Genomic DNA, 20,244 nt, shown 5'->3' with positions numbered 1-20,244 from the left:
GGTGCAAACATATTTTTTAGTAAGCCATTATCGGCCAGCACAATACCCACAGAACACTCGTCGCGATGCTCCGCGTCGCGACGAAGCGGTGGACGCTCTGCGTCCTTGTGTTCCCGCTTGGATACCTACATCGGTGAAGCATAGAGGCCTTATAGGAACGCAGAAGCGTTTTGAAGACGGTGCCGACGCAGAGGGACCGTACGGTCATGCCTCGGGTCCATCGACACGAGGAGACAGGCGTTGCTACCCAAGACTGATGTGTACATTATCCATCCCATCCCACACAGAAGACAATATATTCCACCTTTGTCAAGAAACGACTAACCAGCCAGGGCGTTATCCTTTACCACAGGCTATTCAGTTCTCAAACAGTGTGCGACTAACCTCGCCAAGCTGTCATGATTAAGTTGGGTACGGGTATGCTTGCCTTAGGTGAGCACAGAATCTCGAAACGAGGCATTCCCTACGTCAACGGGGCCGTGCAGTGGATAAGCAGGCTGCTTCTCACCACGCTTTGGATTGTTGCCGTTACAGGGGGCCCAACAGCAGCATGGGGGCAGGCCACCGACATTGAGGCCGGGGTGAGTGCGATTCAGAATGAGGCCTACGCGGAGGCGATAGAGCATCTTGCCCCGGTCGTGCAAGCGGATCCGGCTGTGGTGTACAACGACCAGCCGGTTGGATACTGGCTGGGCGTTGCATATCGTGAAACCGGCTCAGTTCAGCAAGCGCTCGCCACGTGGCAACAAACGCTCAACCAACTGGATCGCGACGATCCGCACCGACTTTCCAGTATGGATCAGCTCATACGCACTACGTTTGCGTACGATCAGGCGACCTATCATCAGCTTGCATCATATGCATATCTAGATTTGATATCTTGGATCGAAGGGGTCGATACACTTGAAAAAGCCCATCAGAACCTTGTGCGTCAGCATGCCTGGGAGGTGGCCATCATTCTACCTGACTCGATCCAGGCGCGAACGGGTATAAATCCAGATGAACTGCAACAGCAAAACGCATCGATGCAACCGTCTGAACATGCAGTAGAGATATTGCAAGGATGGTGGCGCCGCGAAGATCGGCTGCCTGCTACACCTCATAACGAGCGGCTGCTCGAACATCTCGGGCGTGTAGCCTACGCCCATCAGTACTTCAAAAGTGGGGACGTAGTCGACGATCGGGGCAAGATACTCATTCGTCTTGGGCTGCCCTCTGGGTCGAAAGAAGTGGACTTTCATGATGCCCAGTTTCGGCGCGATGTGATTCAGGAAAATCGACGACTTAACACCTTCGACTTTGCCGAAAACGAGTTCTGGTGGTATCATAACCTGGGCGACGAAGTCAACTTCCTGTTTGTGAAAGACAATGCGGGCGTTTATCGTATTGGAGAAGTGACGGACTTATTTCCCCGATCATTGCAGCGGGGGCAGTACGCAGGGGGCAGCCGCAATCAAGAGCAGGCGTATGCGTTCTTGCGCAGCATGGAGGTGGCTCTCCGGCAGCTTTCATTGCAAAACCCTACCTACATGGGGCGCTACACCGAGGTGGGCAATGTAGTTGCTGCGCTTGGAGCCGGAGGCTTAATGCATGGCGAGCCGGGTATGGGGCATTATGCCGGTAATATCCATGAGCGCAGTGCGCGTGAGGATCGGCGGCTCAACAGGAAACGCGAAGAAATCGTTGGAGCGCACCAATCTGACCTGGGCGAAAGCCGTCCGTCGTTGCCTATCGCCAAACGGTGGGCCCGCTTTCTGAACGAAGACGGGACCACGCGTACAGATGTATACTGGACCGTGTCCACGTCTGATATTCCGCCCGGCGAGTTTCACCACGACCGGTGGGAAGACCGTGATACCGACAATCTGCCCACCAGACATCGCCTGGTTACCAATCTCAATTTGGAGCATGAAGATCATCGTTCCAGCGAACGGGCGCGCGCTGCACACGTCGTGAGCGAGTCTGATGCACACGACCAACTTGCACCCCAAACGATTACGGTCGAAACGGATGAACCGATCTTTCACCTGGCCCTGCAGTGGGATCAGTTGATGGGCGAACGTCCGGCTGATGCGGGCAATTATGTGATGCGCCGCACGGTGGAGCGCATCGATACATTACAGGCGCTTGATGGCAGCGGCAATACCTTGGAGGTGAGTGACTTGAAACTCTTTACCGCCGGATCAGGGCAGGATGTACATACCCTTCGGCGTGATGAACTGACGCCGTATCCGATGCAGCACGCGCAGCAGGATACGCCGCTGGGGCTGTACTTTGAGGTATATCACCTCATGTTTGACGCCGATGACCGAACACGGTATACCGTCGATCTGGAAGTAGATCGCCTGCAGACACGCGGACGCATAGCGCGGTGGTTGCGGGGAGAGGAGCGTCAGCAAACCAGTACGACATCGACGTATGAAGGCGACGCGCGACGGACTGAGGAGATGCTGTTGCTGGATATGGAGGCGTGGGAAGGGCTCGATCGCGATGAGGAGGTCACCGTTACCGTACGCGTGACCGACGAGGTTAGCGGAGCCACTACGGAGCGTACGCTTCAGTTTGCGCTCCAAGATACTGCGCCCACCATGGCAATGGATTGACACGCGGGATAGCAGCTTCCCAAACGGTGGTAGTACTGTGTGCCACACGTGATTGTTAGGGTCCAACATTGTCATCGCGAGGAGGGAGCCTGCGACTGACGCGGCGCTGTGAGCGCAGCGAACGAGTACTCTTGGGGTGCGATCTCATACCGTTGATTGGGCGTCTGCACCCGGCCTGATAGCATGAGATTGCTTCGCTGCGCTCGCAATGACAAGATTGTGAGTTCTCGGTACGTTAGAGGGTACATGCGTTACCCGAAGATTGGCCTGTGACGGAGCAGTAGTGTTGTCTCACAGGTCAATCTTCGGGTTGCAACGCGCCCCGTTTTAATGATGTCATCTTGAGCGGAGCGGCTCCGCCTAGGAGACGCGGAGTCGAAAGATCTCCTACGAATTGGGCAGGGCCGTTGAATCACCAGTAGCCGCTGAACCTCGCGGAGATGGTTCGGCTGCGCTCACCATGACAGGTGTTTTGTTATTATCATCGGGCAGGCTGTCACTCTCCCTGAACTCCAATATTGACACGTGACTTCACTTAGCGCCGTGTAACCCCCGAAAGTTGGCGATGCCACAGGACCTGACGATATGAAATCGTGTCACTCCGTCCGCAACGACACCTTCGCAAAGAGGTCTTCCACTGCATTTTGGCATGCGGGCAATCATCTCCTTGCAGCGCGCTTCTTTACAAAGCATCAGAGGTAGCGAATGGGTGGATGAACAGATCGACTTTTTGTCCATCCATCCACCCATCCATTCTTTCGCACGTCAACGGAGCATGCAGGGTTGGTATGATGCAGCATGAACGAATGCGGCATCACAAGTCTTCAGGGGCCACGCGGAAGGTGGTCTCCAGAAGCTCAGCATGGTCCACCATCACGTCGTACAGACGCTCGCTGCGCTCGGCAACTTCGCCATCCACATCGTCCCAGTCGCTTGCTGCGGCAAAGGCGGAGCCGTTGCTGTAGGCGTTGCCAGCCGCTGTCAAGAACATGCCGATGGGCGCCGAACGAGCAGTGTCGTCTGTGATCTCGCCGGAGTCGAAGTCCAGCTCCGTAACAAGGCGATCATCGGCCAGGTGGTAGTCGAGCGCGCCCTGGAGTTGCTGATCCGTAAAAGCATTCGCCTTGTCGATTAAGTCGGGGCGATGGGCGTCGAGATATTGGGCGGTGCCCTCCCGCTCCCGCAGATAGCTGAATCCGCCCGTCAGGTGATTCACGAACGTCCACAGCGCCTGCACCGACATCGTTTCGCTGGCGGCATGGGCGGTGCCATCCTCAAAGCGGATCTCGTTGGGCAGTCCCCAAGGCTCGGCCAGGTCGAGCGTTGTGTCAAGCAGGTCAGCACTGCGTTCAAAGAGAACGCGGGCCAGTTCGCGGTCGTCATCATCACCGAAAACGTGGAGCATTTCGTACCACGCTTTGTGGGCGTGTAGCAGAGCGCCCACGGTTTCGAGGTCGAGCGTCACCGCATCGGCGTCTCCCGTGCCATCGTGGTAGGCACCAAGGTTGTCATCCCAATGGTCGTCCCACGTATCAGCTAGTTCGCGGGCCATCTCCACCATAGTATCCGGATCATAGCCGCTCATCCATCCAGCCAGTCGATCTTCGCTGAGCTGCCCCATGTCGTCGGCCCCGCCGGGCTTGTCCCACCGGACCCACGCGTAGACAGCTGCGTGCAGGGCGGCTCCGGCGTGGCTCATGCTGTAAAGGTCGGCCTCTTCGCCTTCTGCATCATGCGTGAGACGCCCATCACTGTAGTGGTTGTCCATCAGGTAGCCGCCCAGGGGGGTATGGTAGGCCACCGGGTCGTACGTCATAGCGTCTTCCAGTCCGTGGTCGGCCCAGCGGTCGGCACGGTGGTGGATGTGATACGCATAGGTAGCCGGACTGTAGAGGCGCAGATCGGTCGTTTCGTCGGAGGAAAGCGGCGTCCCATCCAGGTTTACCGCTGCATTGAGTCTGCCATTGTCAGAGAAATAGCGCTGCAGGATCGTGACGGCGTCAAGCCAATCCTCGCCGCGCTGCGCCTGCGCATCTTCAGCCAAGTCGGGACGATAGTTGGCATGGCCCATCTCGCTATCGCGCGAAATGCCGCCGATCATCGAGGTGCCGTGCATATGGTGGCTGAAGTCCTCAAAGCGGGCTACGTCGTCCTGGAAAACCGGCGTGCCGTCGTCATCCAGCATGTGAGCTACCAGAAAAGCAGGGGGCGTGTGGTCGGGGGTGTCATCTGGCTCTTCCGGATCGTCCGGGCCACATCCAACGAGAGCAAGCAGCAAAACGCTGCTCAGAAGATAGGTGAAATAGGGTGTGTGTTGATGCATAGGTGTGTAGACAAGCGTATCAGAAGAAAGCGAAATCCCTACAGAGCTGTACGGGACAGGTAGATACGAAGGTTCGCGGCAGCCCCGAAGGCCCCTTGTGTAGGAATTGACATCAGTCTAAAAATGAAACAGTTCTGCATAGGACCTTGACCCCGTCCGTCTTTCTTCCGATGTTGGGCATGTATTGTTGCTACTTCCCAAAACACCTTGTTTATGTCTACTTCTTTGCGTGTTGGCGTGCTGACCGGTGGGGGCGACTGTCCTGGACTCAATGCGGTCATTCGTGCGGTAACGAAAAGTCTCATATCGCAGCATAATGCTGATATTGTGGGCATCCGAGAGGGCTTTCGGGGGCTCATTGAGGGGATGACCGAGACGCTCACCTATCGTGATGTGAGCGGTATCCTTACACAGGGGGGCACCATTCTGGGCGCAAGTAATAAGGCGAATCCGTTTGAATACTATGCCAGCGGCGGGGCGGATGTGTCGGCTCGTGCGCTGGAGACGTACAGGCAGCTGCAGTTAGATGCGATTGTGGCCATTGGCGGTGATGGAACGATGTCGATTTCGCATCGCCTGGAAAAGCTGGGGATGAACATTGTGGGCGTGCCGAAGACCATCGACAATGATCTGATGGGTACCGACCGCACCTTCGGATTCGACACCGCGGTGCACATTGCCACTGAGGCGATGGATCGCATCCACACCACGGCGCAAAGCCACCACCGTGTGATGATTGTGGAGACCATGGGCCGCTATGCCGGGTGGATTGCATTGCATGCCGGGGTGGCCAGTGGGGCCGACGTAATCCTGATCCCGGAGCTTCCTTATGAGGTCGATGAAGTGGTGCGCGTGTGCAAACGACGCGAATCGGTAGGGCAACAGTTTACAATCATTTCCATTGCCGAGGGAGCCAAGCCCAAAGGGGGATCGTTTACCGTCCGCGAAACGGTGGAAGAAAGCACCGATTCAATTCGACTGGGCGGCGTAGCCAACGCGCTGGCTAAGCAACTGAAGCCGGAGATTAACAGCGAGGTGCGCACCACCATTTTAGGACACATGCAGCGCGGCGGCACGCCTACGGCGTACGACCGTACGTTATCCACGGCATTTGGCGCGAAAGCGGCCGAGTTGGTAGCGCGTGAAACGTTTGGGGTAATGGTGGCGCGTCAAGAAGGGCGCTTCACCCACATCCCGCTGAAAGATGTTGCCGATGAGGTGCGCACCGTACCCCGCAATGCGCCTCTCATTGCTTCTGGAGTTGCGATGGGTACGTCGTTCGGGCTGCCTGACTTGGATGTGTCGATGGCCGGTGCCGCTCCCATGCCGTAACCATCTGTTTTTTTGACCAACCTTCTGGATCCCCCATGCATGTTTTTTTGACGGGCGCCACTGGATTTGTGGGCTCGTATGTCTTGAAAGCCCTCGATGCGCACGGCCACACCGTAACGTGTCTGATGCGCAACCCCGATGCGCCGCTTCATGCCGGTAGCACATCGATTCGCCGTGTGGAGGGCGATATTACGAATCCCGCATCGCTCGACGGCGCGCTCGACGATTGCGACGCGGTGATTCATCTTGTCGGCATCATCGACGAGCAGCCGCGCCAAGGCCTTACGTTTGAGCGCATCCACGTCGATGGCACGCGCAACATTGTGGCCGCCGCTAAACAGGCTGGTGTGGACACGTTCATTCACATGAGTGCGAACGGAGCGGCGCCCGAAGGCACTGGCTACCAGACCACCAAGTGGGAAGCCGAACGTATCGTGGAGAAAGCCGACTTTGGACACTGGGCGATCATGCGGCCCTCCATTGTGTTTGGCGATCCGCGTCCCACCAACGTGGAGTTTGCCTCGCGCCTGGTCGATGACCTGGTTCGTCCGTTTCCGGTGCTTCCGGTTTTTGGAGACGGACAGTATGCACTGCAGCCGGTGGCGGTAGAGGCGATGGCGGAAGGATTTGCACAGGCGTTAACGACAGATGACGCACACGGCGTTACGTTCATGGTAGGTGGCCCCGACCGGCTCTCGTATATCGAAATCTTGGATCGCATTACGCAGGGGTGGGGCCACGATCCGAAGCCCAAACTGAAGGTGCCCCTGCCGGTTGCTAAGCTGGGCGTGAACACGGTGGGACGCGTCGGACTGCTGCCCATTTCGCCTGCGCAGTTTTACATGCTTATCGGCGGTAACACCGGCGATTCGACACGCTTCAACGAAACGTTTGATGTGGAGCACACCCCGTTCACTCCAGAGGCGCTTTCGTATCTGGCGGAGATGTAGTGTGCCAATTCTGGATACGCTAATTCAGACGAGTGTTTCCCCTCCGTCCTACCCTTCCTCCCCCGGTACGTGTTTAGCGATGTCCCACAGATCGCCGGGGACGCAAGCGGTCCCCGGCTATGGGATTGCTTACGTCGCGCCGTTTTATAGCCCGGGATCAGGAGCGGAGCGGATATCCCGGGCGGCCATTGTACCACGCTAAACAGATACGTGCTGTGACGCCTCCACGGCCTGTCCGCCGATTGTGACCTGTGACACACCAGTAAGAACTCCAGAAAGCAACTGCTCTACCCCTAACCCGCTGTTCTTTTTCGTGATGCCTAACGTGTTTCCATGCCTGCTTATCCAACCATTCGCACCATCACCAGCGCGCTTGAACAATGGGCCCCGCCAGCCTCAGCCCAAGATTACGACAACGTAGGTCTGCACGTAGGCCGGTCGAATACCGAGGTGACGCGTGGACTGGTGGCGCTGGACCTGACCCACGATGTCCTTCAGGAGGCCATTGACACGGGCGCCGAACTGATCGTAACACACCACCCGCTCATCTTTGGCTCGCTCTCGCACGTTACCGATGGGGAATACGTAAATCATCTGGCGTTGCAGCTGGCCGAGCACGGCATCGCGCTGTACTGCATCCACACGAATCTGGATGCGGCGCATGGAGGCGTATCCATGGCGTTAGCCGAGCGGCTGGGCGTGGCAGATCCGACCTTTCTTGCGCCCATGGATGATGTGTCGTATAAGCTGGTCACGTTTGTGCCCGTTGAGCACGCCGAATCGGTGCACGCCGCGATGGCTGATGCTGGAGGCGGACGCATTGGCGACTACGATGCCTGCGCGTTTCGGTCTACTGGCACCGGTACGTTTCGTCCGGGCGAAGGCACCGACCCGTACATTGGCACAGCGGGTGGCGACATCGAGCAAGCCGAGGAAATCCGGCTGGAGATGGAAGTGACGCAGTGGACGCTCCCCGCCGTACGCCGGGCGATGCAAGAGGCGCATCCATACGAAGAGGTGGCGTACGACGTGTACGCGCTCAACCAGTCCACCACCCAGGCCGGGATGGGCGCCATCGGCACGCTCGATACCCCGTGCTCGCTGTCTGACTTCTTGGCGCGCGTCTCCGATCGGTTAGATGCCGCCAGTCTGCGCTACGCTGGTGCCACGGACACGACTGTAGAGCGTGTGGCCGTGTGTGGCGGGGCCGGAAGCAGTCTGGTGCACGCGGCCCGTAGCGCAGGGGCCGACGCGTACGTGACAGCCGATGTGAAGTACCACGACTTCTTCAACGTGCTCGATGCGGACACAGGCACGCCGCAGATGGCGTTTATCGACGCCGGGCATTATGAAACCGAAGCCCTCACCGAAGCGCTCCTCTGCAACTGGCTCGACGAGCGGTTTGGAACCGTATCATGGCAGCGCACCACCCACCGCACCAGTCCGATGCGTACGTTTGTGCCCGAGGGGTAGGGTGTGGCATGGTTGCTGAAGAATTGCCTGGCGACATTGGAGAAGCGGCTCAATGACTTGAAGATCACTTTACACGCATGAACAAAACTCCGATTCAGTCCAGTAACAACGACGGACAAGACCCGCCTGATCAGCTTTTCGAGACGTTGGAGTGAAAGATGAAAGGACATGTCCAGACCCCCGTGGGGCTCGCCCATCACATTGTAGAAAACCTCTTCCGTCATAAAGCGCCCGAGACCGGAGACCGCATTCTGTACCCCGGAGCGGGAGACTGTCCGTTTGGTGCTGCTGTCGAGAACATCTGCGAAGCGCAGGGGTGGCCCTACCCAGAAGGGCATGCTGTAGAACTGAACTTAGAGCACATCGAAACCGCACAAGCGCGTGGGCTGCAGCACGTCACGCATCACAAGGCCGATTTTCTTTTGGTAGGCCCCCAAACACTTGGTACATTTGACTATGTCGTCGGAAATCCGCCATATGTGGGCATTGAAAAGTTGGACGAGGAAGAAAAGGCCCGTTACCGTGCACGATACTCCTCAGCAACGGGACGGATGGACCTGTATTTTCTCTTCTTTGAGCAGGGGCTTGCGTTTTTGAAAGAGGGCGGGCTGCTTTCTTTTGTGACACCGGAAAAGTGGACTTACGTGGAGTCGGCAGCGCCTTTGCGCCGTTTGCTTGGCAGCCATCATATCAAAGAAATCGAACACGTCAATGAGAATGCGTTTGAGCAGCGCATCACGTATCCGGCGATAACAACGATCTGCAAATCGCCGTCTTCTACAACCAACGTAACGCTCCGTAGTGGAGACACTTACACAACAACGCTTCCCGATTCGGGGGAGAGTTGGGCGGCTCATCTGCGAGGCGCGAAACAGTTAGATTTAGATACAGGAAGCGTGCTTGGGGATGCGGTGACGCGCATCTCTGCGGGCGTAGCAACCGGTCGAGATCGCATCTTCGTGATCGACGCAGATGACGTGCCCGATACGATCTCCAAGCAATGGCTCCGTCCTACTGTGGGCGGACGAGAACTGGGCACGGTCGATCTCAATTGTCCTCCAAAGCGATTTTTGTGTCCCTATACAGACACCGGAGCCCTGTATCCAGAAGATGAACTCGGTTCGTACGGAGACTGGGCCAAGTCGCATCGCAAAGAACTGGAAGAGCGTTTCTGTGTCGCAAAGAACGGCAAGCCCTGGTACAGCTGGCATGAAACTCCGCCGATGGAAGCGATCCTGCAACCAAAACTTCTGTTCAAAGACGTAGCTTCCAAGCCGTACTTCTGGGTCGATTGGAAAGGCGAGATCGTGCCCCGCCACTCGGTTTATTATGCGATTCCGAAGCGAGGCGTCGATATCGAAGAGTTATCCGCATATCTAAACAGCGAGCGAGCACGGCTGTGGATGGAAGCCCACTGCCATCGGGCTGCTAACGGATATCTTCGTTTGCAGAGTCGCGTACTCAAGAAAATGCCAATTCCCAAGCGCCTACACGTGGAGAAGCAATTCACGCTTGCGTTGTAGTCGGGTGTGCACCGCCCACCGCACCAGCCGTACGTTCGTACGTTTGTGTAAGGAGCATAGTGTTCTGTCACAGATCAATCTTCGGGTAACGCTGCACCCTAACGTACCGAGAAAAATGCACCCCCTTGACCCCTCGTCGCGATGTACAACAGGCATGACCTTCGGCCCCTCCGCGTCGCGACGAAATGCGGACGCTCTGCGTCCTTGCTTCGCCCAGCAGACATACGTTTGCACCTCTTCTCGTTCATCGCTCCACCGGTTGAGCCCGCACACCAATGTGCGTGGCTACGGGACGCGCGCCCCCGAGTCGGAGTCCGCCAGAGGCGTTGTGGGCACGTCGGCTCATGTAGAAGGCTGTGGAGCCGCCCCCATCAAGCACAATCCCATCACGAGCGCCCTGGTCGGCCAGGATGCGGGCAGCTGTGCCCCGTGTGGTGGCATCAAAGGAGGCCATCCAGAACGTCATGGTCTCCTGATTGATGGCAATCATGGTGTAGCGGTTGGTCTTGCTATCGCGTTCGCGAGCATGCACATTGCCATCGCGCAGCTCTCGCACCAGACCGCCTATGCCCCACTGAGCACGCTGTAGCACATCATAGGGAGCCGGACGGGTATCGGTGAGATGCGGCGTGTGGTCTTCTTCAAACCAGAGTAGGTAGCTCGACGGGTTTAGGTGGCTTAGTTCGCCATCAGAGATGACCGTGTGGTGGCCATGCGCATATCGGTATGGCCAGTACGCCTTGGTGGGCGTGCGAAACAGCGTACCGTTGACGACGACCGCCAGATTCTGCTGCCAGGCCATCTGCCAGGTGTAGCGAAGTCGATATTGATAGCCCGCCTTCAGGGCTCGTGGGTCTACCGGTGTGGTAAACAGCTCAATGCCGGGAGTGGTAAGGTCAACGCGGGCGATATGCGCCAGCCCTTCGCCGTAGTAGCCTTCCGCCTCCATATCAAGCGCGGTATAGTGCACGCCCTTGAATACCTCTGTGGTTGGATGCGGAGCGACGCGGGATGTCCAATATGCATATCCACCAAGAATGAGTAGCACGATCGCCACTCCCGTTAAAAGCGCGTAGCGAACGCGGAATGTAGAGAGGAGGTCTGGTTTTTTCATTCTATTCGGAGGTCCACCACGACTTGAGCCAGAGCCACAAGCGGGTTCGTAGCGGAGGGGTGGCGCGCAGATCCATGACGATGTAGAGCACCAGCCAGGCACCCACCGAAATCATGATAAGGTTGGCGATCCACATGCCAAACCAGGGTTCAATGATACCGCGCTCGGCCCATTTTTCGCCCTGTACCAGCGTGACCCAGTAGAATAGGAAGATGCCCATAGCAATAGCCGCGCTTACGCCCAGGCTGCCGCGCCGCACACTTAAGCCCAGCGGGGCTCCAATAAAGATGAACACCAGACACGCCACCGCGATGGAGTATTTCTTCATGATCTCCACCCGATACGTACGGATGCGTTGCTGCTTCCAGTTGGTTGACCGGTCGGTGCTGCGAATTTGCGACTGCATTGACCGAGCGTCTTGCAGGGCCGAGTCGATGAGGCTCGCGTAGAGGGTGGGCGGCATGTCTCGCATCACCAGGGGGACCGCCTCGTCCGCGTCTTCGTGAGGGGCACGCGGCCACGTTGCGGTGTCGTTTTCGTCAACCCGAGCGTACACCCGCTGAGGAGCGCCACGGATGTCCTCCAAATCGCGATGGACCTCGTGATGAAGCGAGTCGATGGCGGCCCGCAAGCCTGGGATGAGCATGGTGCGTGCGGTGCGCGACGTGCGGCTTTCGCGATCTTCGGAGCGCTCAAACGCAAAGTCCGAGATATCCAACTCCAGCGTATGGCGGTCGAAGCGCATGGCCTCATAGCGCTCTTCGGAGTGCTGGGCATCGCGGGGGCGGGGCCGATGCATCTCGCCGTCGTACAGCACCATCGTAAGCGTGCGGCCCAGCGAATCGGCATCCAGGGTGCCATGGTCGGCGCGGATGACGGCTTGCTGACGGCGGCCTTCGGTGTAGTCGTAGATGGTTACGCCCTCCAGTTCGTTCGACCCATCCTCGCGGTCGCGCACCAGAATGCTGTAATCATCGATGCCATCGTAGAACACCCCGGCGCGTAGCTCAAAGCCCGGCTGCTGCGTACGGATATCGCCCCACAGCATGCGGGCGCGGTGGTTCGATTCCGGCAGCATTACCGTGTTGAAGTACGTCATGAACCCCGTTAGCAGGAGTCCGACGATGAAGGCGGGCCATACCAGTTGGGAGAATGAGATGCCCGCGCTTTTCATGACGGTAAACGCCTTCGACTCCACCAGCTGCCCAAACGCCATGAGAGCAGCCAGCAACGTAGACATGGGCACGGCCAGCACCACCATGTAGGCCAGGTTGTATGCAATCAGCTCCAGGATGACTGTGAGCGGGATGCCCTTGCCGGCAATTTCAGGCAGCCATCGAATCAGAAACTGCATGAGCAGCAAGAACATGAGCGTGCTCAGCCACCCGAAAAACGGACCGGGGAGCTTGCGGAGCATCAGCCAGTGAAGCTGGTGGAGCTGCATGAGGCGTTCTATACAAGCAACGAACGAGTGGAATCATTTCCACTTTACGTTCAGAGGGGGCTCCGGTTCAAGTCCCTGAACTCTGCAGGGGCCCATGAAGTACAGGCACGCAGTATCGCTTTCAACGCACCTGTCTAACCGCTTATGACCGTTCAGTCGTTTACGTTCAATACATTCATGACCAACATGTACGTGTGTCATGACCAGGGCCAGGCGGCCATAATTGACGCCAGTTGTTCCAATGATTCGGAGTATAAGCAGGTAGAGGCGTACCTGAACGAGCGCGACCTAACGGTGGCGCATCTTATCTTGACGCATGCGCACATCGACCATATCCTGGGCTGTCGTCATCTCGAAAAGGCGTACGATGCTCCGTTCCAGGCCCATCCCAGTGCAGCGCCCTTCTTTGATCGCGCTGCTGAGCAAGCACAGGCGTTTGGCGTGTCTATTGATCCACCACAACGTGCGATACAGCCGCTCAAGCCGGGCGATACGGTACAGGTAGGGGGTGTGTCGTTTCGCATCTTGCACACGCCCGGCCACTCGCCCGACTCGATCACGCTTGTGGCCGATGACGAGCAGATCGCCTTCACCGGTGATGTGCTTTTCGAAAACTCCATTGGCCGTACGCAAGGACTGCCGCAAACGTCGCTTCCGCAACTCATGGACTCGATTCGGGATGTGCTCCTGCCACTGGGCGACGATATGACGATTTATCCGGGGCATGGGGACGTCACGACTATCGGACAGGAGCGTCAGCACAACCCTTTCTTGAACAATGAAGTACCAGGACTGCCATAGTTGCTATGAGGGTTTCATTCAAGGTCGTATTGTGGGGGATTGTTGGAGGGGCCACGCTGGTTGTGTTGTGGGCTTGCGATACCGATTCCATCGTGGGTATTGACGAGGGCGATGACGAAACGGTTATGACCCTGCAGCAAATCACCTATGCGTTGGATCCTCAGACCAACGAAGGACGGGTGCCCGATGGACTGTCGGTGCAGGCGCTGTTTCAAGAAATCAATGACGAGCAGGTGCTGGTAACTCTTGCCGTAGAGGACACGCTGAATCCCGGCGATATACCGCCCATCCATCCGGTGCATGTGCGCGAAGGCGAAGTCGATTCGAGCGATGTGGTGAAGACGCGCCTCACACCCATTGACCGGGCGGCTCACCCTGCCGGGCGTAGCACCACACTGTTGGAGGCATCGTTCGATGAGGTGTTGGAGTGGGATGCGCATCTTACGGTGCATCAGGGTGCTGCAGCGGTTGACACGGTCATTGCATCGGGAGAGGTGGGTGCAAACAGCACCGCTTCGCCAACCGGTTTTCAGCTGCGGCGGGTTGAGGGGGATGAGCCGGTGGAGTACCCGCTGTCGGCAACAGGTGAAGACGGACTGAGCGGCTCCGTGCAAGGCCAGGCACTGACTCCGGAGCAAACCCTGGTAACGGTCTCCATCGAGTCGGGCACACCCGATACGCTGCGCACCTATCCGGTGCACCTGAGGGAGAGTGACGCATCGACCGATGGCGAAACAGCGTTCTTTTTGGGCGCGCTGGATGGTGCTGCCAACTCGCTGCGCACCTACGCTGTGCTCGATCTACCATTCGATGACTTTCGGACATTTGATGGCCACGTCCGCGTCTTTCCCGGCAATGATGCGCTGGATGCGCCGGTAAGCACCGGTAACATTGGTGCGAACGCCAACGGTGAGTGAGTTTGCTTACTCTCCCATTCCCATCGACAGGTCGAGTGCTGTGACCGAATGGGTGAGGGCCCCCGAAGAAATGGCGTCCACGCCGGTGGCGGCAATGGCGTTTACGGTGTGAAGCGTGACGTTGCCAGAGGCTTCGGTGCGGCACTGTCCGTTGACGCGGTCTACAGCGGTTTCGAGCATCGACACATCGACGGTGTTGTCTTGGGTGCGTTGCGCCATGTTGTCAAGCAGCAGGATGTCGGCTCCGCCATGGGCAAGCGCGGTGTCGAGTTCGTCAAGCGTGCGCACTTCCAGTTCCACTTGAAGTGAGAGCCCCTCAGCATCACGGTATGCATGCACGGCGTCGAGTGCTGCGGGGATGCCGCCCGCTGCGGCGATGTGGTTGTCTTTAATGAGGAAGAGGTCGTAGAGTCCGATGCGATGGTTCGTGCCGCCGCCAAGGCACACAGCCCACTTGTCAAGGGCCCGCAGACCGGGTGCTGTTTTGCGGGTGTCAAGGATGTCGGGGGCATGCGGACGAGCGGCCTCGACCATGCGATGCGTGGCCGTGGCGATGCCACTCATGCGCTGCAGAACGTTCAGAGCAAGCCGTTCGGCGGTAAGTAGAGCCGGAGCCGGGCCGCGTACGGTGCCCACCGTAGTGTGAGGCGCTACACGGTCGCCATCGGAAACGTGCCAGTGCGGCGATATGTGCGGACTTACCTGCTGAAAGATGCGAGCGGCTACGTACAGTCCGGCCACAATCCCCGCGTCTTTGGCCGTGATGGTAGCCGTGGTGGTAGAAGTGGGAGCGACTGTTGCAGCAGTAGTTACGTCTCCTTGGCCAATGTCTTCAGCCAGGGCACGAGCGAGGAGAGCATCCAGGTCGGAGTCGGTGAGGTAGGGCGGTACGCTATCCATAGAGCGGCAAACGAGTCGAGAAACGAGTCAGTCATTCAGTACGGGCGCAAACGCGTTGTACACCCGCTTGGGCAGTCGAATGGGGCGTCGCGTTTCGGCATCCATAAAGCAGAGCAGGGTATGCCCGGTGGCAATGCGCGTGCCATCGATGGGGCGGCGTACCGTGTAGTCGATAGGGATGCGTACCGTGGGCATCGTGCCAAATGTTGCGTCGATGGCGAGGGTGTCGTCGTAGTGGGCAGAGGCATGATAGCGGATGTTGGCCTCAACCACCGGCATGATGATGCCGTCGTCTTCGAGGGTACGGTAGGCCAGACCCAGATCGCGCATGGCCTCGGTGCGGGCCATTTCGAAGTAGTCGAGGTAGTGGGTGTGGTACACCACGCTCATCGGGTCGCATTCACGATACCGCACGCGGTGGCGGTGGGTGTACGTGTACGCCATGGGCCGGGCGGGCTACAGAGCAGAGCTATAGAGCAGATGAGACAGCGCGAATTGGCTACGAATCAGCCGGGGCTGGTTCGTTGCTGCGTTGCTCGTACGCGCCAATGCGATCGAGGCGAGCCAGGCGCTCGTCCAGAAGGGTGTCGGTGGGAACGTCTTCAAGCGTGTTGAGGGCAGCAGCGATGGCGCTGCCTGTCGCGTTGAACGCGGCCTGCGGATCGCGGTGGGCGCCGCCAATGGGCTCGGGCACGATTTCGTCGATCACATGCACATCGATCAGGTCGGGGGCGGTGAGTTTGAGGGCACGGGCTGCATCCTCCTTGTAATCCCACGAGCGCCACAGAATCTGCGAGCAGCTCTCGGGCGCAATGACCGAATACCAGGCGTTTTCGAGCATCAGCACGCGATCGCCCACGCCAATGCCCAGGGCCCCTCCTGAAGCGCCTTCGCCGATGATTACAACGATAATGGGCACCGGCAGGCGTGCCATCTCGAAGAGATTACGCGCAATGGCCTCGGCCTGACCGCGTTTTTCGGCTTCGAGCCCGGGGTAGGCGCCCGGCGTATCGAGGAGCGTAACCACAGGCTTGTCAAACTTAGCCGCGAGCTTCATGAGGCGTTCGGCCTTGCGGTAGCCTTCTGGATTTGGCATGCCAAAGCGGCGAAACTTGCGTTCTTTGGTGTCGCGTCCTTTTTGCTGACCAATCACCATGACTGTGCGGTCGCGGTGGCCAAACTGCGCGCCTTGAAACTGTGCGAAGCCGCCTACAATGGCCCGGTCGTCGCCAAAGCGGCGGTCGCCATGCAGCTCAACAAAGTCATCGGTAAGCGCCTCGATGTGGTCGAGTGTATACGGACGCTGTGGATGGCGCGCAATCTGCACGCGCTGCCAGCGCGTCAGGTTACGGTAGATAGATACCCGGAGCTGCTCAACGCGCTCCTCCAAAGCGGTGATTTCAGCCGAAAGGTCTTCGGCATGCTCCTGATTGAGCGTCCGCATTTCGTCGAGCTTCGATTCGAGCTCGTGCAGCGGCTTCTCAAAATCGAGTAGATACGTGTCGTCGGCCATATCAAGGCAGGTTAATCAGCAACAACGGGCGTGGCATTCTAAGATGACCAGCAGGTTCGAGAAAGGCAACGCCCGGGACGGTCTATGCCGCGCTTCGCGTATCGAATAGAGCAATTTGGCGGGATTTTGGCGGAAGGGGAGCCGAGCATGTGGCCATGCTGTGCATCTTGTCTCCCATACCCACCGTACACGGAGACGTTCATACTGCTGATCGATCTTCCGTGTATGCACGTCCTTTTCCAAGACGTTCGACCTACCGTAAAGCTAGCCGCTCCGGTGGTGGCTGCCCAGCTTGCACAAGCCTCACTGGGGTTTGTGGATACAGTGATGGTAGGTCGCTTAGGAGCAGAGGCTTTGGCAGCTGTGGCCTTGGGCAACTCGGTATTTTTCTTCCTCTTTATTGTTGGGGCCGGTGTTATTCAGGCCGTAAACCCTATGGTCGCCCAGGCCTTTGGGGCCGACACGCGCGAGCCCATTGCACGAAGTGTGCGTCAGGCGCTCTGGATGGGCACCCTACTTGGGATAAGCGCCATGGCGTTGCTGTGGTTCATCGAGCCGATTCTGCTTGCTGTAGGGCAAGAGCCCCACACCGTTTCAGATGCGCAAGCGTACCTGCGCGCCATGCTGTGGGGACTTATTCCGGCCTACTGGTTTATGGGGATGCGCGGATTCGTCGAAGCGATTGGACGTCCGCTACCCGTTACCATCATTGCGGTAGGCGGGGTAGGCATTAACATTCTGGCCAATGGGCTGCTCATGTACGGGTGGGGGCCAGTGCCGGCGATGGGGATTGTGGGAACCGGCTGGGCCAGTGTCATCGTGTTCTGGTCTATTTTTGGGGCATTGGCTGTGTTTGTGTACCGCGTACCGCCTTTTGCCGACTACCGTGTATTCGATTCGTTGCGGCGCCCCGACCCCAGCTATTTCAAAGAGCTCACGCGTATCGGCGCGCCCATTGGGGTAGCGCGCGGTGTGGAGGCGGGGCTGTTTATGATGACAGCACTTATGGCTGGGGTGCTCGGCGCCGATGTGCTCGCGGCGCATCAGGTGGCGTTACAGTGCGCCTCACTTGCCTTTATGGTGCCGTTGGGTATTGGCATTGCCGGGTCGGTGCGGGTGGGGCAGGCCGCTGGACGCGAAGACCCTGCCGGAGCCCGACGGGCCGGGTTCACAGCAATGGGCTGTGCCACAGTAGTGATGACCGTCAGTGGACTCGTGTTTTGGCTGATTCCAGAAACCATTGTATCCGGCTTCCTCGATCCTACGGATCCTGAAAACCAGTCGGTCGTGTCGCTGGCCGCCTCCTTGCTGTTGCTTGCTGCCCTCTTTCAGGTGGTTGATGGCATTCAAATCGCTGCCAGCAGTGCCCTGCACGGGCTCAAAGACACGCGCATCCCCATGGTTATTGCCTTCTTAACGTATTGGGGAGTTGGACTCACAACCGGGTATCTATTTGGCATTCAGGGCGATGCCGGCGCCCACGGACTGTGGTGGGGGCTGGTCGTAGGCCTAACCGCAGCAGCCATCTGGCTGACGTGGCGGTTTCACCGGACAGTGGAGCGGGCCGTACGCAACCGAGACATTCGAGCCTCTTCGTCTTCATCCAGGTAAGTCGAGCACGCCCGTTTGGAGTGCAATGGGCGCCCCGCAACCTGTGGGTAAAATTCGCATACACTTGTTCCCGTAGCGTGTATATGAATAAACCCAACGGGTACGACCTTTTGCGTCGTTGTGTAGCATGTACCTTGCGGTTTTATACTCAAAATAGGCTTGCGTGGTGTAAGATATGCACGGCGTGAGATCGTACTGCTGTCGTTGCCTTCCCGCCCTTGCTTAACCTGCCATGGCCGTTCGCCTTACCGTTCACTCCCCCGATTCCCTGCCAGGGCCCGATGCACCGCTTCTGTTTGAGCAGCAGCGGATTACGATTGGACGTGCGCCCAGCAACGATGTCGTGTTGCACGATCCGAAAGTCAGCAAGCAGCACGCCGTCATTGAGTTGGCGGCTACCGGCCATCATGTGGTGCGCGATCGGGAAAGCCGCAACGCGACGTTTGTAGATGGAGACCGCATCGGGCCTTCCAGCCCGACTCTCCTAACGCCTGAAGTAGAGTTGCGCATGGGAGATACGCTGATTGAGTACGTTCCCCTTGTGCCAGCTACTACAGAGTCGATTTCTTCGTCTTCAGAAGAAAAGAGCGATGCCGAACCAGCGCCCCCACCCCAAGATGTGGACCCTATCGAGCTTGACACCTACGAGGCCGACACCGTAGCTGCGTTGCTCGTTGCTTGCTTGAGCCGTTTACATGTATTGTGGAGCCGGCAAGATGAGATGGGAAATGGGCACTTTGAAACCATTATAGCCCAAACACTCACCGCCGCTCCAGATGCATCAGACACGTTAGAGCAGGTGCACGACCTGCTTGCAGACAGGGCCTCTTCGAGTTCAGTATCCGAGAAAACAGACCCCTCTAATGGAGCAGTAGAGACTCCGCCCTCCTCACCTGATCTCTCCGATACGGCGTCTATGCAGGCGCCCCACCCCACGCTTGCTCTTCGATGGAATGCGCTCTTTTCCATCATTCGCGACATTCTGTATATACCCAACGATGTGTGGAGCCACCTTGATGGCTCGCTTGACGCCGCTGAAAACCCGTTTTTTCAAGATCCGGATGTGAGCGCAGTAAAGCACGCCTTTCTGGCACAGTATGAGCACGAGCACGATACCGAGTCCTTTGCGCAGTTGTGCACAGCCCTCAATCACATCGTAGTGCATCATCGCGCGTTGCTTCAAGGCTACGTGGCCAGCATTGAACCAGGCGGAAAAGCGCTTTTGCGCCGCATCAGCCCGCGAGACTCGGTGCGCGAGTCTGGGTCAGGGGTTTTCCGGCGCTTCTTTGGCGGTGGAGACGGCGATTTGGGCTGGGAGCGTTTGGAGCGGCGCTGGCGCAAGCTATATCACAGCAACTGGTCGCATGTGGAGCGCGAACTCTTTCGAGAAGCGTTTTTGGAGGCGTATCGAACGCACATTGAGGAAACACCCGATGCGGACGTTGTCGATACACCGTCGCCGCTCGATCTGTCAAACGAGAATGAAGAGGCAGGTCCTTCACAGTCGTTTGAAGAAGCAGCCATCACATAGCCCCTGCTGTCGCGGGGGAGGGTGCTGCCATCAACAAGCCTTCATCAAGTAGTGAGATACGCCTATTTATTTTAGCACTTGTTTGCAGTTTTTCCAGATTCAAGGTTGATTTCCGTTAAGTTTGGTGAAAGTTCGATTCCGGGTTGGCGTGCGTATCTGCTAGACTGTATGTTACATATCCGCTGGTGCGAGCGTCCCCGCTTCCTTCG

At 58.0% G+C, this 20,244-nt stretch carries 15 protein-coding genes; 9 read left to right on the top strand and 6 right to left on the bottom strand.

Annotation, left to right across the window (positions count from 1 at the left end):
* Positions 1 to 419 precede the first annotated feature (419 nt).
* Positions 420 to 2,603 carry a GWxTD domain-containing protein gene (locus tag ACZ5AL_RS09470; RefSeq protein WP_464510128.1) on the top strand — a complete coding sequence of 728 codons (2,184 nt, stop codon included), beginning with the start codon at positions 420 to 422 and terminating at the stop codon, positions 2,601 to 2,603.
* 814 nt (positions 2,604 to 3,417) lie between these two features.
* On the opposite strand, the gene ACZ5AL_RS09465 is transcribed toward ACZ5AL_RS09470, so the two are convergent.
* Complete coding sequence (locus tag ACZ5AL_RS09465; RefSeq protein ID WP_464510127.1) at positions 3,418 to 4,926, bottom strand: hypothetical protein; 1,509 nt, start codon at positions 4,924 to 4,926, stop codon at positions 3,418 to 3,420.
* 213 nt (positions 4,927 to 5,139) lie between these two features.
* On the opposite strand from ACZ5AL_RS09465, the gene ACZ5AL_RS09460 reads away from it, so the two are divergent.
* From ACZ5AL_RS09460 to ACZ5AL_RS09445, 4 genes are all read left to right on the top strand, one after another.
* Positions 5,140 to 6,258, top strand: coding sequence for a 6-phosphofructokinase (locus ACZ5AL_RS09460; protein ID WP_464510126.1), 1,119 nt, complete (start codon positions 5,140 to 5,142; stop codon positions 6,256 to 6,258).
* A gap of 35 nt (positions 6,259 to 6,293) precedes the next feature.
* Positions 6,294 to 7,208 (top strand): NAD-dependent epimerase/dehydratase family protein, encoded by a 915-nt coding sequence (locus ACZ5AL_RS09455; protein ID WP_464510125.1) that lies wholly within the window; start codon positions 6,294 to 6,296, stop codon positions 7,206 to 7,208.
* Between the two features lie 333 nt (positions 7,209 to 7,541).
* Entirely contained in the window at positions 7,542 to 8,681 is a 1,140-nt protein-coding gene (locus ACZ5AL_RS09450; RefSeq protein ID WP_464510124.1) for a Nif3-like dinuclear metal center hexameric protein, read from the top strand.
* A 158-nt stretch (positions 8,682 to 8,839) separates the two neighbouring features.
* Entirely contained in the window at positions 8,840 to 10,204 is a 1,365-nt protein-coding gene (locus ACZ5AL_RS09445) for an Eco57I restriction-modification methylase domain-containing protein (protein ID WP_464510123.1), read from the top strand.
* A 244-nt stretch (positions 10,205 to 10,448) separates the two neighbouring features.
* Here ACZ5AL_RS09445 and ACZ5AL_RS09440 read toward each other — a convergent pair whose 3' ends face one another.
* Together ACZ5AL_RS09440 and ACZ5AL_RS09435 are read right to left on the bottom strand one after the other, a co-directional pair.
* Positions 10,449 to 11,318 (bottom strand): phosphodiester glycosidase family protein, encoded by an 870-nt coding sequence (locus ACZ5AL_RS09440; RefSeq protein WP_464510122.1) that lies wholly within the window; start codon positions 11,316 to 11,318, stop codon positions 10,449 to 10,451.
* Between the two features lies 1 nt (position 11,319).
* A complete protein-coding gene (locus ACZ5AL_RS09435) occupies positions 11,320 to 12,735 on the bottom strand; it encodes an LptF/LptG family permease (protein ID WP_464510121.1) in 1,416 nt (471 codons plus the stop codon).
* Positions 12,736 to 12,906: 171 nt separating this feature from the next.
* Here ACZ5AL_RS09435 and ACZ5AL_RS09430 point away from each other — a divergent pair, with 171 nt between their 5' ends.
* Both ACZ5AL_RS09430 and ACZ5AL_RS09425 read left to right on the top strand, forming a co-directional pair.
* Complete coding sequence (locus tag ACZ5AL_RS09430) at positions 12,907 to 13,563, top strand: MBL fold metallo-hydrolase (protein WP_464510120.1); 657 nt, start codon at positions 12,907 to 12,909, stop codon at positions 13,561 to 13,563.
* Between the two features lie 5 nt (positions 13,564 to 13,568).
* Positions 13,569 to 14,480, top strand: a complete 912-nt coding sequence (locus tag ACZ5AL_RS09425) for a hypothetical protein (protein WP_464510119.1) — start codon at positions 13,569 to 13,571, stop codon at positions 14,478 to 14,480.
* Positions 14,481 to 14,486: 6 nt separating this feature from the next.
* Here the strand turns inward: ACZ5AL_RS09425 and nadC are convergent, their stop codons facing one another.
* Genes nadC through ACZ5AL_RS09410 form a run of 3 tightly spaced genes read right to left on the bottom strand, consistent with a single transcriptional unit; the run spans position 14,487 to position 16,893 of the window.
* Positions 14,487 to 15,380, bottom strand: coding sequence for a carboxylating nicotinate-nucleotide diphosphorylase (gene nadC, locus ACZ5AL_RS09420; protein WP_464510118.1), 894 nt, complete (start codon positions 15,378 to 15,380; stop codon positions 14,487 to 14,489).
* Between the two features lie 27 nt (positions 15,381 to 15,407).
* Positions 15,408 to 15,824 carry an acyl-CoA thioesterase gene (locus tag ACZ5AL_RS09415; RefSeq protein WP_464510117.1) on the bottom strand — a complete coding sequence of 139 codons (417 nt, stop codon included), beginning with the start codon at positions 15,822 to 15,824 and terminating at the stop codon, positions 15,408 to 15,410.
* A gap of 55 nt (positions 15,825 to 15,879) precedes the next feature.
* Positions 15,880 to 16,893 (bottom strand): acetyl-CoA carboxylase carboxyltransferase subunit alpha, encoded by a 1,014-nt coding sequence (locus ACZ5AL_RS09410; protein ID WP_464510116.1) that lies wholly within the window; start codon positions 16,891 to 16,893, stop codon positions 15,880 to 15,882.
* Between the two features lie 225 nt (positions 16,894 to 17,118).
* On the opposite strand from ACZ5AL_RS09410, the gene ACZ5AL_RS09405 reads away from it, so the two are divergent.
* The gene (locus tag ACZ5AL_RS09405; protein WP_464510115.1) at positions 17,119 to 18,504 is read left to right on the top strand and encodes an MATE family efflux transporter; all 1,386 of its coding nucleotides are present in this window, start codon (positions 17,119 to 17,121) and stop codon (positions 18,502 to 18,504) included.
* A 232-nt stretch (positions 18,505 to 18,736) separates the two neighbouring features.
* Positions 18,737 to 20,035, top strand: coding sequence for an FHA domain-containing protein (locus ACZ5AL_RS09400; RefSeq protein WP_464510114.1), 1,299 nt, complete (start codon positions 18,737 to 18,739; stop codon positions 20,033 to 20,035).
* Positions 20,036 to 20,244: the final 209 nt, after the last annotated feature.

Source organism: Natronotalea proteinilytica (genome assembly GCF_055379935.1).
This window is presented reverse-complemented; position numbering and strand designations above follow the sequence as displayed.

Excerpts from the sequence above, each read along its gene's own strand:
- ACZ5AL_RS09470 (WP_464510128.1), top strand. The coding sequence starts at position 420 with ATGCTTGCCTTAGGTGAGCACAGAATCTCGAAACGAGGCATTCCCTAC.
- ACZ5AL_RS09465 (WP_464510127.1), bottom strand. The coding sequence starts at position 4,926 with ATGCATCAACACACACCCTATTTCACCTATCTTCTGAGCAGCGTTTTG.
- ACZ5AL_RS09460 (WP_464510126.1), top strand. The coding sequence starts at position 5,140 with ATGTCTACTTCTTTGCGTGTTGGCGTGCTGACCGGTGGGGGCGACTGT.
- ACZ5AL_RS09455 (WP_464510125.1), top strand. The coding sequence starts at position 6,294 with ATGCATGTTTTTTTGACGGGCGCCACTGGATTTGTGGGCTCGTATGTC.
- ACZ5AL_RS09450 (WP_464510124.1), top strand. The coding sequence starts at position 7,542 with ATGCCTGCTTATCCAACCATTCGCACCATCACCAGCGCGCTTGAACAA.
- ACZ5AL_RS09445 (WP_464510123.1), top strand. The coding sequence starts at position 8,840 with ATGAAAGGACATGTCCAGACCCCCGTGGGGCTCGCCCATCACATTGTA.
- ACZ5AL_RS09440 (WP_464510122.1), bottom strand. The coding sequence starts at position 11,318 with ATGAAAAAACCAGACCTCCTCTCTACATTCCGCGTTCGCTACGCGCTT.
- ACZ5AL_RS09435 (WP_464510121.1), bottom strand. The coding sequence starts at position 12,735 with ATGCTCCGCAAGCTCCCCGGTCCGTTTTTCGGGTGGCTGAGCACGCTC.
- ACZ5AL_RS09430 (WP_464510120.1), top strand. The coding sequence starts at position 12,907 with ATGACCGTTCAGTCGTTTACGTTCAATACATTCATGACCAACATGTAC.
- ACZ5AL_RS09425 (WP_464510119.1), top strand. The coding sequence starts at position 13,569 with ATGAGGGTTTCATTCAAGGTCGTATTGTGGGGGATTGTTGGAGGGGCC.
- nadC (WP_464510118.1), bottom strand. The coding sequence starts at position 15,380 with ATGGATAGCGTACCGCCCTACCTCACCGACTCCGACCTGGATGCTCTC.
- ACZ5AL_RS09415 (WP_464510117.1), bottom strand. The coding sequence starts at position 15,824 with ATGGCGTACACGTACACCCACCGCCACCGCGTGCGGTATCGTGAATGC.
- ACZ5AL_RS09410 (WP_464510116.1), bottom strand. The coding sequence starts at position 16,893 with ATGGCCGACGACACGTATCTACTCGATTTTGAGAAGCCGCTGCACGAG.
- ACZ5AL_RS09405 (WP_464510115.1), top strand. The coding sequence starts at position 17,119 with ATGCACGTCCTTTTCCAAGACGTTCGACCTACCGTAAAGCTAGCCGCT.
- ACZ5AL_RS09400 (WP_464510114.1), top strand. The coding sequence starts at position 18,737 with ATGGCCGTTCGCCTTACCGTTCACTCCCCCGATTCCCTGCCAGGGCCC.